The sequence below is a fragment of the Nostoc sp. DedQUE02 genome, from assembly GCF_034531035.1.
Taxonomy (GTDB): domain Bacteria; phylum Cyanobacteriota; class Cyanobacteriia; order Cyanobacteriales; family Nostocaceae; genus Nostoc.
Map to the genome: position 1 here is coordinate 55,502 of NZ_JAVRBY020000022.1, position 16,004 is coordinate 71,505.

Below are 16,004 nucleotides of genomic sequence, written 5' to 3' on the forward strand. Positions count from 1 at the left end.
TGATTTTTCTGACTACTAATTTGTTCATTCTCCAAATTTTGATTATTATCAGCATCTTTTCTATTCAATCGATTTAACTCATTAGCTGTAGAAGACTCAACCCAATATTTTTTTCGTTCAAAAGGGTAAGTCGGTAAAGGAAGTCGATGAGGTTTTTGATTGGCATAAAATCTTGACCAATCAACTTGTATGCCATACAGCCACAAATGTCCCAGAGTATTTAGTAAGAATGCAACATCGGATTGCTGGTCATGAGGATGACGTATGGAGCAAAGTACTAAATGTTCCTGGACTTGTTGTTTAGTTAAAGTACTTAAAGTACGACCAGATCCAACTTCTAAAAAAATTCGATTTGGCTGTTTGCACAATTCAGTAATGCCATCGACAAAGCGTACTGATGACCGCAAATGTTTAGCCCAATAACTGTTATCTGTTGCTTCTTCTGGAGTAATCCAAGTGCCAGTTAGGTTAGATAAAAAAGGAATTTTGGGATTATTAAGATTGACTTTTGCGAATAACTGGGTAAATGGCTCAATAATAGAGTCCATCATTTGAGAATGAAAGGCGTGAGATGTATGCAGAGAACGGTAATCAATACCTTGCTGGGTTAAGCGGTTTTGCAAATCTTCAATCTCTGCGCTTGGGCCTGAAACTACACAACGCTCTGGTGCGTTGATGGCTGCTAAGGAAAGTTTATCACCTAGCATCTGCATAACTTTTTTCTCCGGTAGCGCCACAGCCAGCATTGCTCCTGAAGGTAGTTGCTGCATCAGTTGCCCACGGGTAGCAACTAGCATTAATGCATCTTCTAGAGAAAATACCCCAGCTAAACAAGCGGCGACATATTCACCTATACTGTGACCAATCATGGCACTAGGATGCACTCCCCTAGCTATCCACAATTGTGCTAAAGCATATTCGATCGCGAACAACGCCGGCTGGGTAATATGAGTTTGTGTTAACAGTTCTGTCGCCCATTGGGTCTGTTCTTGGCTGGGATAGAGAATAGTGCGTAAGTCTAACCCTAAAATAGGTTTAAGTTGTTCGCAGCAATCATCAACCTGTTCCCGGAAAATTGGCTCAGTTTGATATAATTCTCGACCCATATCTACATACTGAGATCCCTGACCGGGAAACATAAACACAACTTCTAACTCACCTGGTTCTTGATAGTGCGTGAAAACTCGTTGCGTATCTTTTGCCTCTAAAACTTTGATTGCATCATCAAGGTCTTGACAAACTACCATCCGACGATAGTCAAAAGCTCGACGACCTACCCCCAGAGTGTAAGCAACATCAGCTAAGTTTAAATTGGGATGCTGTTTGAGGTGATTAGCCAGATTTGCTGTAGCTGCCTCTAATGCTGATTCTGTTTTCGCAGAAACAACCAACAGATGATGTTTCCTCGCCTGCTCCCCCTGCTGCACTACCGGGGCTTCTTCTAAAACTACATGAGCATTAGTGCCGCCAATACCAAAGGAACTGACTCCTGCACGTCTAGGATGTCCGTTTGACTTCCATTCTGAAAGCTTGTCGTTAACGTAAAAGGGACTGTTAGCAAAATCAATCTGGGGTGATGGTTCTTGAAAGTGCAGACTTGGTGGTATTTGCTTGTGTTTGAGCGCGAGGACAGTTTTGATTAAACCTGCAACACCAGATGCAGTATCTAGATGACCGATATTCGTTTTTACCGAACCAATGGCGCAGAAATTCTTTTTCTGAGTTCTAGCGCGAAAAGATTTAGTTAACGCGGCAATTTCAATCGGATCTCCTAAAACTGTGCCAGTGCCATGAGCCTCTACATAACTGACCATATCGGGTTCGATTCTGCTGATGGCCAAAGCCTCTGCAATCACCTTGGCTTGACCATCGATACTGGGAGCTGTATAGCCAACTTTGGCAGCACCATCATTATTAATGGCTGAACCTTTAATCACAGCATGAATATAATCTCGATCGGCGATCGCATCTGCTAATCGTTTTAAAATGACTATACCTACACCATCACCGCCAACTGTTCCTTGCGCTTTGGCATCAAAGGCACGGCAGTGTCCATCAGGAGACAAAATTCCCCCTTCTTGATAAGCATAACCAGTCTTTTGTAAGTTAGTTATAGATACTCCACCTGCTAATACTAAATCGGATTCACGATCTATTAAACTTTGACAAGCTAAATGAACAGCCACTAATGAACTAGAGCATCCAGTTTGGACAGTGATAGCTGAACCTTTTAAGTCTAATTTATAAGCAACTCGTGTAGTCAGATTATCTGTACGATTATTATGTCTAATTTGGTCAAGACCAACTAATTTTATTAATTCAGGATTGGAAAAAAGATTGAATAAAAAGTAACTACTAATACTGGCACTACCGTAAACACCAATTCGACCTTGATAAGTTTTAGAATCATAGCCAGCACTTTCTAAAGCTTCCCAAGCTGTCTCCAAAAAAAGGCGATGCTGTGGATCTATTATTTCTGCTGTTTTGGGAGAGTAATCAAAAAATGCAGCATCAAATAATTCTATATCTTCCAATACAGCTTTTGCTTTGACATAATTTGGCTCATTTAATGTAGTTTTGTCTACCCCAATTGATTCTAGCTCTTGGTCTGAAAAAAATGAAATTGCCTCCAAACCATCTTTGAGATTTTGCCAAAACTTATCCAAATTACTAGCTTTAGGGAACCGTCCAGACATCCCGATGATAGCTATGTCTAAATCGCTTATTTGATTTTCCTTAAATTCATTATTATATGCCATGTGTAAATTGTTGTTAATAAAGGTAAGTTGTCCAGATAATTTTACCTAGATTGCGCTCTGGATTGCCTGGAAGCGGCACGACTCTGGGCGCGTTGAGTGCTTTCCTCAAAAGAAGGTATTTCGGTCTGTTTTTGCGTTAAATATTTAGTTAATGAGTTGATGGTTGGATGTTCAAATAAATTAATTACAGATAGATTTGTGGGGTAAATTTCTCGTAGTTTGGCGTGAATTTGAACAAGCAGTAATGAATGACCACCGATATCAAAGAAATTATCATGAATGCCCACTTTCTCAACATGAAGCATCTTTTGCCAAATATTAGCGATCGCTTGCTCTACTTCAGTTTGTGGTGGCTCATAAGTTGTTGCCAATTCTGGGCGATCGCCATTTGATTCTGGGAGCGCATTATAGTTAATTTTACCATTGGATGTTAGTGGCAGAGCCTTTAACATGATGAAAGTTGAGGGCATCATATATTCCGGTAGTTGCTCTCTCAAAAATCTTTGTAGTTCGCTAACACTGAGTGTTTGTTTAGGAACAATGTAGGCTATTAAAGATTTGTTGCCATCATCTTCTCGAACAGAAACTACAGCTTGTTGCACTTGCAAATGTTGACACAATACGCTTTCAATTTCTCCAAGTTCAATACGGAAACCCCTAATTTTTACCTGGCGATCGACTCGCCCAATGAATTCAATATTGCCGTCAGGTAAGTAACGAGCCATATCACCACTTTTGTACAAACGCGAACCCGTTTCTGCAAAAGGATTAGGAATAAATTTTTCTGCTGTTATATCGGAGCGATTCAGATAACCCCTAGCTAATCCTGCACCGCCAATGTATAGTTCACCTGGTACGCCAATGGGTACTGGTTGCAGTTGTTCATCCAATAAATAAATCTGCGTATTGGCAAGTGGACGACCAAGAGGTACTGTCTGGGTAGTAATTTGTTGATTTTCAACTGTAAAGGTAGTAACCCCCACGGTGGCTTCTGTAGGGCCGTAGTGATTGAAGATTAAGCTGGATGGTGCTTGCTGCCGAATCTGTTCAATAAGTTGCCAACTTGCAGCCTCACCACCCAGAATTAGCTGCTGGCGAGGCAAGATGGAATCGGATGGTGCAGAGGCGAGAAGAGTAGCCAGGTGGGAGGGAACTATTTTGAGACAGTCGATGGGATGAGTGCGGCAGTATTTTGCCAAAGTGGCTGAGTCTGTAGCACACTCGATGGATAATATATGCAGACATCCGCCAGTACAAAGAGCAGCAAAGATTCCAGTGTTACCCAAGTCGGCAGCTAAGGTGGAAACAGTGGCGAAGTTAGTTGTTGTTGATAAGTCTAACCTCTGTGTAATTCCGTGAAGGTAATTCAGCAGTTGTCGGTGTTCGATCGCAACTCCCTTCGGTTTACCAGTAGAGCCAGAGGTGAACAAGACGTAAACTAAATTCTGGGCTGTCACTGCACTGATGGGATTATCATCTTTGCGATCGCCAATGATATCCCAATCTGTATCTAAGCAGATTATCTGGGCTACATCCGTTGGCAGGCTATCGACTAATCGCTGTTGTGTCAAAATCACTGGTATTTCGATATCCTGCAATCGGCTAGCAAAACCTTCCTTGGGTAAGGTTGGATCTAGCGGTAGATAAGCTCCACCAGCTTTCAGAATACCCAAAAGTCCAATAATCATCAACAGCGATCGCTCTGTGCAAAGTCCCACTAAAACTTCTGGCTTGACTCCTCGCTGCTGCAAGTAGTTAGCAAGTTGATTGGCTTTGCTGTTCAACTGTGCATAAGTTAGTTGCTGATCTTCAAAAACAACGGCAATTTTATCAGGTGTTTTTTGTGCTTGTGCTTCAAATAGTTGGTGAATACATTTATCTTGGATATTGTCAAGATGTGTTTGATTAAATTCTACTAGTAATTGTTGGCGATCGCTAAAGCTGAGAATTTCTAATTGGCTGATTTTCTCTTCGGAATTAGTAGTTACACTCGTTAATAAAGTTTGAAATTCTCTAGCTAGACGTTCAATAGTATCGGCTGAAAAATAATTGATATCGTAGTAGAATTCTGTCGTTAAAGAATGCTCGCGTTGAGTACAAGTAAGTTTTATTTTAAATTGTTCAATACAACTGTAATATTGCTCAAGAGAAAATGATACGTCGCCAGCAACAAGTTTTTCTGGTAGTTGCTCAAACTCGAAACCGATGGGAAAAGCTAGTTGTTCGTGATTTTCTATCGGTTCTGGTACAAAATAATCTTGCCATTCTGCACCAGCTTCTATAGTTTGATTAGCTAGTTCTAAAACTTCCCTAAAGCGTAAATTTGGTGTCAAATGGCTGTGAATTGGCAACCAAGTACCAACAAGTCCTAATAAGTTGTATAGTTCTTCATAGTCTCTGCGATCGCTAGCCATACCAATAACGATATTTGGCTCTTTTGTAAGTCGCCAAATCAGTGTTTGCCAGCAAGCTAGTAAAACGACAGCAGTGGAAGTATCATACTTTTTAGCTAAGTTGGCAATCTTGACTGTCATATCAGAGTTAATATCTAATCGACAGCAGTTTATCTCAAATTTTGATGGCTGTAATGGCTGACTATCAAAAGGTAACTTCAATGAAACGAGTGTAGAAAGCTGTTGTTCATGCCAGTATTTTTTAGCTGTTTCTGCATCTTCATCTGTGAGTAATTGATTCTGCCATTCTGAGAATTGCAGATATTGGACAACTTCTTCTGATAGTCTCTCACCTTGTAAGCAAGCAGAATATGAATTGCTGATTTCAGTTACCAGATTTTTGAGTGTCCGGGTATCGGCACAAAGTGAAGGTAAACTGATAATTAAACTGTACTTCTGCACATCAAGTTTCAGTAGAGACACATCTAAAAGTGGCCCTTGTTCAAACTCGAATTTAAAACTACGTGCTTCCTGATGAAAATATGCAATTTTGTTTGAAAGTTCTTTCGGTTCCCAATGACTGAGATCAATTTCACGCCACGACAAAATACTGTTATTTCCTAAAACCATTATAGGAATTTTCATTCCAGGTAAGCAATGAAAAGTTGTACTCAAAATTCCGTGTCGAATAGCAACTTGCTCTAGAGCAGTTTTTAATATCTCTGGTTTGAGATTGCCTTCTAGAAGAAAAGTACATTGAGCCAAATAAGCTGAACTAGACTGCTGTAATAACCAAAGACGCTTTTGTTGAGTGGAAAGCTGAAAACCCTGAGTTATTTGATTTGACATATATTTCTGATTACTCTTGAGCAAGAAAACACAATTTACCTGAGTGATGCTTACTCATTTAGCGGTTTCCGACAAACAAAACAGGCAGTTTCAGAGACTTTATTTACTTCTAAATCGCGGTTAACGTCATAGATGTTTATTTCTGTAAATCCTACTTTTTCCAAAGTAATTTTTACATCTTTTGCTGAATAAGCTTTTAAAAAAAAGCTTTCATCTAAACGTTGCCAGTTACCATTTATCAATTGAAATCTTGTAGTGTCTTTTTGACATATTTTGTTTTCTAAATCGTAGTTCCAAATATCAACCCAGACATTATCATCTTTAACACCTCCACCAGAATTATGATTTTTCCAATCTGATTCACACAATTCTTCTAAATACAATTCAAAGACAAAAATACCGTTTTCCAGCAAGGCATTAAAAACATTTTGCAATACATCATGTAGTTCTTGAGGCTTGAGAAAATAATTCAAAACACCATCTGTAGAAATAGCTGCATGAAAAGTTGGCAGTAATTTAAAAAACCGAGCATCATCAAGAATAAATTTAGCATTTGGCGCATTCTCTCGCGCCACATTAAGCATTCCTTCAGAGCTATCAAGCCCAGTTACTTGATAACCTCTTTTTAGTAGCCGTTGGGCAATTTGCCCAGTACCACAACCGAGGTCAAAAATATGCGCTCCTTCTGGAATATTTTTGAGGATTAATTTATCTAGACAATTTAATACAATGTCGTGGCGCTCTATGCCTTTCAAGTCATACATAGAAGCGATCGCATCATGATTAGTGTTGCGTTGTTTTAAAGACATGATAATCTTAATCCCGATTTTATAGTGGTTAGTAATTTCAAATTTATTGAACAGAATTTAGGAGTCAAAATTCTGTTGGGTATTCTGTATGACTGGCGGTAAGCGAGTATTCGAGCGTCACGATCGTCTTGATTCTGACTCCTGAATTCTGGCTTCTGAATTCTTCTTCAATGAATCATTTCTGCCATTGCTACAACAACTTTGCGATAGCCTAAATATGGATTTCTTCCGTGTGCAGTGAGCATATTATCTAACATCAAAATATCGCTCTTTTGCCAAAGGAAGCTAGTCTGAGACTGCTGATACACTTCATTTATTTCTGCAATAGCCGAGTCTTCTATAGGAGTACCGTCTCCGTAATAAACATTACGCGGTAGCTTTTCATCTCCAAATGTAGACAATAAAGATTCTCGAACTTCTGGATCTAAATACGCTATATGGTGTAACTGAATTTGATTGAAAAATACAGGCTCACTCGTTTTTGGATGTACTGCTAACGCTGGACGAATTTGGCGCGTAATTAGACTGTTATTATCATACCATTCAAAATCAATTTTAGCATGGCGGCAATAATTTTCTACGGTGGATTTGTCATGAGTACGGAAGAAATTTTGCCAGCTTACATCCAGACCATTAGTGTAGTGACGCACATACATTAATTGCTTTCTATCTAACCTTTCTCGCAGCTTAGGATTGATGATTTTGTAAGCTTGGCGGCAGTCTATAATTGGCGTTTCTCCACCTTGTTGTGCTGGTTGCACGCAGAAAAACCAAATTTTCAGAGGCCACTGATGTAAATGAGAGCTTTCATTATGAAAAAGGATGGCTTTCTCAGCTGGATAAGGAGTAGAACCATAAACTTTACCACTTTCCCCAGTCCGAGGTAAATCACCATATTCACCGAACAATTCTGGAGAAATTGCCTGAGCGAAACTTTCAAATTCTGAGATTGACTCTACATTGAAACCTCGAAACAATATTGCGCCATGTTTTAATAATTCTGTTTGGATAAACTCCTGGTTAGTTTTAGCCCAAGCGACCAAATCAATATCGTTTGTAGCTGGCTGAATTACCAGAGGAAATGTTTGCTGTGGTTGGAGATAATTAGTTTTTACTAATCTTTCTGGTAATAAGCTGACAGCTTTGGGAGTAATGCCAATCAATTTTTTCTGATTAAAAGCTTTCCGCTCTTTTTTTTGCATAGCTTGTTGTTTTTTTTCAGCTTCGGTAAGCATTTCTAAGTTACTAATCCGAGCATCAGGTTGTGAAATTATACTGTTAAGAAGTGTCTGGAAGTGACCAGTCATCCGAGTAATAGTGGCGCTATCAAATAACTCAGAGTTATATTGCCACTTACCTGAAATTCCTTGGTCTGTTTCTGTAATAAATAGTGCTAAATCAAACCTAGCTACTTTGTGTTCAACTTCCAACAAACTTAAGGTTAGTCCTGGTAATTCCAGAGGTGGCATCGGCGCATTTTGCAGGACAAACAATACCTGAAATAGTGGAGACGTGTTACTCAAATTCCGCTCAGGTTGTAAAGCTTTGACTAATTCCTCAAAAGGCAAGTCTTGATGAGCATAAGCTCCTAATGCGACTTGACGTACTCGTTTTAGCAAATCCTGGAAACTGGGGTTTCCGCTAAGGTCGATGCGTAAGACAAGAAGATTGACAAAAAAGCCAATTAATTGTTCAGTTTCTGCTCGATTCCGATTAGCGACATCAGTACCAACAACGATGTCATCTTGATTGGTGTAGCGTTGTAGCAATATCTGAAAACCTGCCAGCAAGGTCATAAATAAAGTGACACCCTGTTGGCGCGAGATTGCTTGTAGTGCTATGGACAGATGGGAAGGAATGATGAAGGTTTGAGTAGCACCGTGATTGGTTTTTACTTCTTGGCGCGGACGTGCTGTAGGTAATTGCAGTACAGGGAGATTGTTGCCCAATTGCTGCTTCCAGTAGGCGAGTTGGGCTTGGAGTACCTCACCCTGCAACCATTGTCTTTGCCATACAGCAAAGTCTACATACTGGATGGGCAGTTCTGGAAGTGGTGAGGGTTGCCCATTACAAAAAGCTTGGTAAAGTGCTGTCACCTCACGCACTAACACGCCAATTGACCAACCATCAGAGGCAATGTGGTGCATGGTAACAAGCACTATATATTCTTGTTCGCTAAGGCGGAGTAATTTCACCCGCAGGAGAACGTCACTTTGAAGATCGAAGGTTTGTTGCGCCTCGACTAATGCCAGTTGTTTGGTAGTAGCATCTTGTTGCACAAAAGGTAACTCACTCAAGTCGATTACTGACAATGGCAGTGCTGTCACTGGTGCGATGATTGCCACAGGTCGCCCTTCTACTGTCTGAAAATTAGTTCGCAAAGCTTCGTGGCGGCATAGAATTTCGTTAAAACTATTTTGCAGTGCTGTTAAGTTTAACTGTCCTTCTAAACGAATAGCGGCAGGCATGTTGTATGAAGGGCTTTTTGGCTCTAACTGAGTCAGAAACCATAGTCGCTGTTGGGCAAAAGATAGAGGTAACTCGTGTGAGCGGGAAATGCGCTCAATGGTTGCTGCTTCAAATACCAAGTCTGCTCTACTGGCTTTCTCAATTTCGGTAGCTAACTTGGCGACTGTCGGCTTCTCAAACAACCGATGCAAAGGAAGCTTTATTTCAAAAACTTTTTGGATTTGGGAAATAACACGAGTAGCGACCAGAGAGTGCCCACCTAATTCAAAGAAGTTATCGTGAATGCCTACTTTCTCAAGAGCGAGAACCTCTGCCCAGATTCCGGCTAGCATCTCCTCTACAGGCGTAGAAGGAGCTACAAAGGTTTCTTCAGATTCAACCTGAAGACTAGATGCTGAAAGCGATCGCCTGTCCACTTTACCATTAGGTGTTAGTGGCAGTGCCTCTAGTGTTACAAAAGCCGAGGGAACCATATACTTAGGCAGTTTTTCTTGTAGAAAACGGCGTAGCTGTGGCACTAAATCGCTAGTCCATTTTGGCTTTAAAGGATTACTGGCATAAAAATTCCCAGGTTTCGGTGTTCCCGATCCCAACTCATTTAGATTCTGGGATTGTAAATTTGGAACGATATATGCAATCAAACGCTTGTTGTCTGGTTGGCTTTCTTGCATCAAAACTACAGCTTGTTGCACCTCTGGGTTTTGGCTCAACAAAGTTTCAATCTCTCCGAGTTCAATGCGGAAACCCCGAATCTTGACTTGATGATCGATCCGCCCTAAGTATTCAATAGTCCCGTCTAGTCGATAGCGAACTAAGTCCCCAGTTTTGTATAACCGAGAAGTTGAAAAAGAGGCAAGGGAGCAGGGAGCAGGCTTGCCGTGAGCGTAGCCGAACGGGAGCAGGGGAGAAGGTTCAGATAGAGATTCGATCCCACCTGTTGCGCTAGCTTCTTGTAGGGTACGAGAACCACTTAACAGAAGTCGCTCCGCTCCACCGCAGGAGTCAGGGGTCATTTCCCCCTGCCTCTTCGTTGAAGTGTTATTAAAGGGGTTAGGGATAAATTTCTGTACTGTGAGTTCTGGTTGATTGAGATAACCAAGAGCTAGTCCGACACCACCAATGTGTAGTTCACCCGGAACTCCTACGGGAACTGGTTGCAGGTTTTCGTCTAAAATATAAAATTCTGTGTTGGCAATCGGACGGCCAATAGAAATGATGCCATCTCGACCCTCTACGTTATTTGTAGCCTCTACCTGATGGGCAGCCGACCAGATAGTAGTTTCTGTTGGCCCGTATAAATTCCAGAGTTCAGTACCCCGTTCAAGCAACTGATTGGCTAGTTGGCGATCGAGAGCTTCACCGCCACAGAGGATTTTTAGTGACCAACGACCCTGCCACCCAGCTGCTAGAAGCAATCGCCAAGTAGCTGGCGTGGCTTGGATGACAGTAGTACCAGAAGATACCAGCTTTTCTAATAATTGAGTGCCGTCAATAGCGACTTCACGGCTAACCACTATCAAACGAGCGCCTACAATCAGTGGCAGGTAAATTTCTAGTGCTGCAATATCAAACGATAATGTTGTGACTGATAGGAGAATATCTTCTTGAGTCAGCCTGATGTTAAGGCGCATGGCACTTAAGAAGTTAACCAACGCTCGGTGTGGAATTTGCACTCCTTTGGGCTTGCCAGTTGAGCCAGAGGTGTAAATCACATAGGCTAAATCTTTAATAGTTACCTGGCTAATAGGATGACAATTGTGTTCGCTAATCTTCTGCCAGTCTGTATCAAGGTATACGACTTTTCCTTGATATTTCGGTAAAATTGCCATCAACTTTTGTTGAGTGAGTAGCACCGAGACTTGAGCATCTTCTAACATGAATGCCAAGCGCTCGTGCGGATAGGCTGGATCGAGAGGGACATAAGCACCACCTGCTTTCAGGATGCCTAACAATCCGACCACCATATCGAGCGATCGCTCCACGCAAATACCTACCAACATGAATGGTACAACACCCAACTCTTGTAAGTACTGTGCTAGCTGATTGGCACGAATATTCAATTCCTGATAGGTAAGTTGTTGATCTTCAAAAACAACCGCGATGGAATTTGGTGTTTGTTCTACTTGAGCTTCAAATAATTGATGAATACAACTAGAGGGATAATCAGCCGATGTTTGATTCCAATCTACTAGCAGTTGCTGTTGTTCTGTTGCAGTCAAGATTGGCAAGTCAGATAAATGGCGATCGGGATTAGCCACAATTCCTTCTAGTAGTATCTGGAAATGTCCCTGCATCCGGCTAATTGTCGCAGCATCAAACAAATCGCTGTTGTACTCGAACACGCCCATCAACCCTTGTTCAGTTTCCGTTAAAAACAGGGTTATATCAAACATGGCTGTTTCGGTTTCTACTTCCATCGGACTCAGGATTACTCCTGGAAGCTTCAAAACCTCCATTGGGGCATTTTGCAAAATTAACATCACCTGAAACAGTGGTGTATGGCTTAAATCCCGCTCTGGCTGTAGCTCTTCTACAAGCTGCTCGAAGGGTAAATCTTGATGAGCATAAGCATCTAATGTCACCTCCCGAACCCGTCGCAGTAATTCTTTGAAGCTGGGATTTGACGACAGGTCGGTACGCAGTACAAGAGTATTGACAAAACAGCCGATTAATGGTTCTATTTCACTGCGATTGCGGTTAGCAATGGGAGAGCCAATCAAAATATCTGCTTGATTTGTGTAGCGATACAGCAATGTTTTGAACGCTGCTAGCAGAGTCATAAACAAAGTAACTGCTTCTTGCCGTGAAAGAGACTTGAGTGCCTCAGTCAGAACTTTAGGAATTTGCCACGATTGTTTTCTGCCCCTAAAGGTTTGAATGGCTGGTCGAGGTCGGTCGGTAGGAAGTTGCAGCACGGGCAATTTTTTGCCTAACTGCTGTTTCCAGTAAGCCATTTGGGATAAGTGTACTTCTGTTTGTAGCCACTGCCGTTGCCAAATAGCAAAGTCTGCATATTGAATAGTCAAATCGGGGAGTGACGAGGGCTTGCCGCTAGAGAATGATTCGTAAAGTGCAGCTACTTCGCGAACAATCACACCTGCCGACCAGCCATCGGCGACAATATGATGTATTGTGAACACCAACACATGTTCTTCCTCCTGCAACCGCAACAGAGAAGTTCGTAGCAATGCATCTTCAGTCAAGTTAAAAGCCTGTCGTGCTTGTGAGCTAGCCAGCCGCCGAATTTCAACTTGTTGTTCTTCTGGTGATAATTTTTCTAAATCTATAACCAGTAGTTTTATATTTAGCGCCGCAGCAATTTCTTGGACGGCTTGCCCATCTACATCTCTAAAGCTCGTCCGCAAGACCTCATGGCGGCGCACAATTTCATTGATGCTTTGCTCCAGTGCTGCTACGTTGAGCGAACCTTTTAATAGTACAGCTCGGGAAATGTTGTAAAAAGGATTATCTGGTTCCATCTGATTGAGAAACCATAGTCGCTGTTGAGCAAACGACAGTGGCAACTCGTCCTCTCGTTTCACCTGATTGATTAGCATAGTTGCTGAGTTCTGTCCGCTCCTCATTGCCGTTTCAATCAGTTCTGCAAGCCCAGCTATTGTAGGTGTTTCAAACAAACTACGTAACCGCAACTCTACTTGGAAGGCTTCGCGCACTTGGGAAGCAACTTGCGTAGCTAGCAAAGAGTGTCCTCCCAAATCAAAAAAGCTATCGTGGATACCTACTTGCTTAATACCTAGAATCTCGCTCCAAATTCCTCCTAGTACTTCTTCAATCGGTGTGCGAGGAGCCACGAATTTTGCTGTCTCTGGTCGTACTTGGTCAAGTGCTGGCAGAGCTTGACGGTCTATTTTGCCACTAGGAGTTAGCGGCAGTGCCTTTAACATAATAAAGGTGGAAGGCAGCATATAATCAGGCAACTTTGTTCGCAGATAACTACGCAGTTCATCAACTTGGTAGGAGGATTCCTGGGACGGCACTACATAGGCTGCCAAATACTTCTGACCTAGCTCTAAATCTGGTGCTACGATTACAGCTTCTTTTACACTTGGATGCTGCCTCAACACAGCTTCAATTTCTGTTAGTTCAATGCGAAAGCCCCGAATTTTTACTTGGTAATCGCTACGTCCAATAAATTCGATTGTGCCATCTGGTAAATAACGCCCTAAATCACCTGTTTTATAAAGTCTTGCTCCTGGTTGGGGGCTAAAATAATTAGGAATGAATTTATCAGCAGTTAGTTCGGGATGCTGCATATAGCATCGGGCTAAACCTGCGCCACCAATATATATTTCACCTTTGATTCCAATCGGAGTCAAGTGTAAGTTATTGTCTAGAATATAAACTTGTGTATTAGCAATTGATTTACCAAGAGGAACTGTTTTAGTTGTTAAATTGACTTCTGTAATTAAATGAGTGAGTACACCAACAGTGCTTTCTGTAGGGCCATAATGGTTAAATATCTGGCAATTGGGTACTAACTGGCGAATTTGCTCAACTAACTGCCAATTAGTAGCTTCACCACCTAAAATTAGTCGTTGACGAGGCAGGATAGATTGGGGTGTAGGAGATAGCAGCAGGGAACTAAGGTGAGAAGGAACAATTTTGAGACAATCTATAGGATGTTTGTGGCAATATTCTGTTAAAGCAACTGGATCGGTGGCGCGATCGTAGGAGATGATATGTAGACATCCTCCTGTACAAAGTGCAGGGAAGAGAACGGTGTTACCTAAGTCTGCGGCTAGAGTGGAAACTAATGCAAAGTTGCAGGTGGAATTAGTAGGTAGTTTTAAACTATCAATGATGGCATAGACATAATTAAGAATTTGCTGATGTTCAATGGCAACTCCTTTGGGTTTGCCTGTAGAACCAGAGGTAAATAATATATAAGCTAGATGATTATTGTTTGTCTGACAGTGAGGATTAATATCAGTTTCATGAGTAATTGTTTGCCATTGTGCAGCCAAATTAATGACTTGCAGTTGTTCGATATTAGCTACTTCTGATAATCTATTTGCTACGCAAGTATTAGTAATCAAAAAGGAGGCTTGGATATCTTTTAAACGGGATGCTAAACCCTTGGGTGGAATCCCTGGATCTAAGGCGATGTATGCTCCACCAGCCTTGAGAATGCCTAAAATACTCACAATCATGTCAATCGAACGTTCTAGGCAAATTCCCACTAATATTTCTGCTCCTACTCCTTGTTTTTGCAAGTAGTGAGCTAATTGATTTGCCTTTTGATTGAGTTGTTGATATGTAAGTTTTTCCTCTTCAAAAACTACAGCAATCCGATCGGGAGTTTTTTGTACTTGTACCTCAAATATTTTGTGAATTAACAGATTTTTCGGATAATCTTTGTTGTGATTGTATAGTAGCTGTGTTCTTTCAATATCGCTGATAATTTCTAACTGACTGATTGGTAACTCTGGATGAGCGATCGCACTAGCTACTATCTTGTTAAATTGCCCAGCTAAAACTTTAATGTAATCGGAATTAAATAAGTTTGAATTATAGTGAAATTCTGCGGTTAATTGGTGATTATCAATACATGTCAGCTTAAGATTAAATTTTTCAATACACGAGTATTGCTGATAAATCGAAAAGACACTATCAGCATTTGCGTACTTAGGCGATTGTTCTAAAAATTCAAAGCATAACGGTGAAAAACGTGAATTATTTGGCGCTAAATCTGCTATGTTTCCCCAGTTAAAATAAGGATGATATTGGAAAATATCAGTCAAATTATTTTTAGATATAATCTCAATCAATGTACTTTCTTTGTCTAGCTCAATATTAATAGGTAAAAATTTAGCAAATAAACCTATAGCATCTTGCAATTCTTGGTAATTACGCCCATCACAACCAATTCCAATAATTACATTTGATTGTTGGGTAATCCGCCAGATCAAAATCTGCCAGCAAGCTAATAAAACATGAGAGACAGTAGTATTATATCGCTGAACTAATATTTCTATTTGTGCGACTAATTCAGGAGTAATGTTGATAGATTGTATTTGCGGCTGAAATGTTGATTTTAAAGCGGTTTGTTGTTCCCAAGGTAACTTTAAGGTTGTCAACGCAGTAATATTTTGTTTACGCCAATAATCTCTCCCCGCTTCTGTATCTTCTCCCTCTAACAATTCATTTTGCCATTCAGCTAAATCTGCATATTGTAGCGGTTCATTATCTAACTCTTTTCCTTGAAAACAAGCTGCATAAGCTTGACTGATTTCTCGCACCAAAATATTTAGTGATGCTGCGTCTGCACAAAGGGCAGGTAAGCAGATCAGTAGAATATACTTTTCTGAAGATAAAGTAACTAAAGATAAGCGCAACAAAGAACCATGTTGTAGATCAAATACTTCTTGGTTAAATTGCTCAAATAAGCTTGATAATTCTTCTTGTTGTTGATGGCTGCAACTACTGAAGTTGTAGTTTTCCCCCCAAGTAATATTTTTATTTGTAATTACTTGCAATGGGATAGACATCCCTGGTAAGCAATGAAAGTTAGTGCGAAGTATTTCATGGCGATTAACAACCTGTTCTAAGGCTTGCTTCAAGATGTTGATATCGATAACGCCTTCAATTAAAACAGCACATTGAGAACGATAGGGAAGGCTATTAATTTCTTGCAATTGCCACAAATGTTTTTGCTGAGGAGAGAGGCGAAAACCTTGCATTTCTTCTAACATTACTAATTCTCC

At 40.9% G+C, this 16,004-nt stretch carries 3 protein-coding genes and 1 pseudogene; all 4 read right to left on the reverse strand.

Features of this window, described 5'->3' with window-relative positions:
• Positions 1–56: 56 nt before the first annotated feature.
• Positions 57–2,759 (reverse strand): annotated as a pseudogene (locus tag RMX98_RS18150) (type I polyketide synthase); the annotation flags it as partial.
• 41 nt (positions 2,760–2,800) lie between these two features.
• Positions 2,801–6,001, reverse strand: coding sequence for an amino acid adenylation domain-containing protein (locus RMX98_RS18155; protein WP_322680057.1), 3,201 nt, complete (start codon positions 5,999–6,001; stop codon positions 2,801–2,803).
• A 50-nt stretch (positions 6,002–6,051) separates the two neighbouring features.
• The gene (locus RMX98_RS18160; RefSeq protein WP_322680058.1) at positions 6,052–6,810 is read right to left on the reverse strand and encodes a class I SAM-dependent methyltransferase; all 759 of its coding nucleotides are present in this window, start codon (positions 6,808–6,810) and stop codon (positions 6,052–6,054) included.
• A gap of 167 nt (positions 6,811–6,977) precedes the next feature.
• Entirely contained in the window at positions 6,978–15,992 is a 9,015-nt protein-coding gene (locus tag RMX98_RS18165) for a non-ribosomal peptide synthetase (RefSeq protein WP_322680059.1), read from the reverse strand.
• Positions 15,993–16,004 lie beyond the last annotated feature (12 nt).

Excerpts from the sequence above, each read along its gene's own strand:
- RMX98_RS18155 (WP_322680057.1), bottom strand. The coding sequence starts at position 6,001 with ATGTCAAATCAAATAACTCAGGGTTTTCAGCTTTCCACTCAACAAAAG.
- RMX98_RS18160 (WP_322680058.1), bottom strand. The coding sequence starts at position 6,810 with ATGTCTTTAAAACAACGCAACACTAATCATGATGCGATCGCTTCTATG.
- RMX98_RS18165 (WP_322680059.1), bottom strand. The coding sequence starts at position 15,992 with ATGTTAGAAGAAATGCAAGGTTTTCGCCTCTCTCCTCAGCAAAAACAT.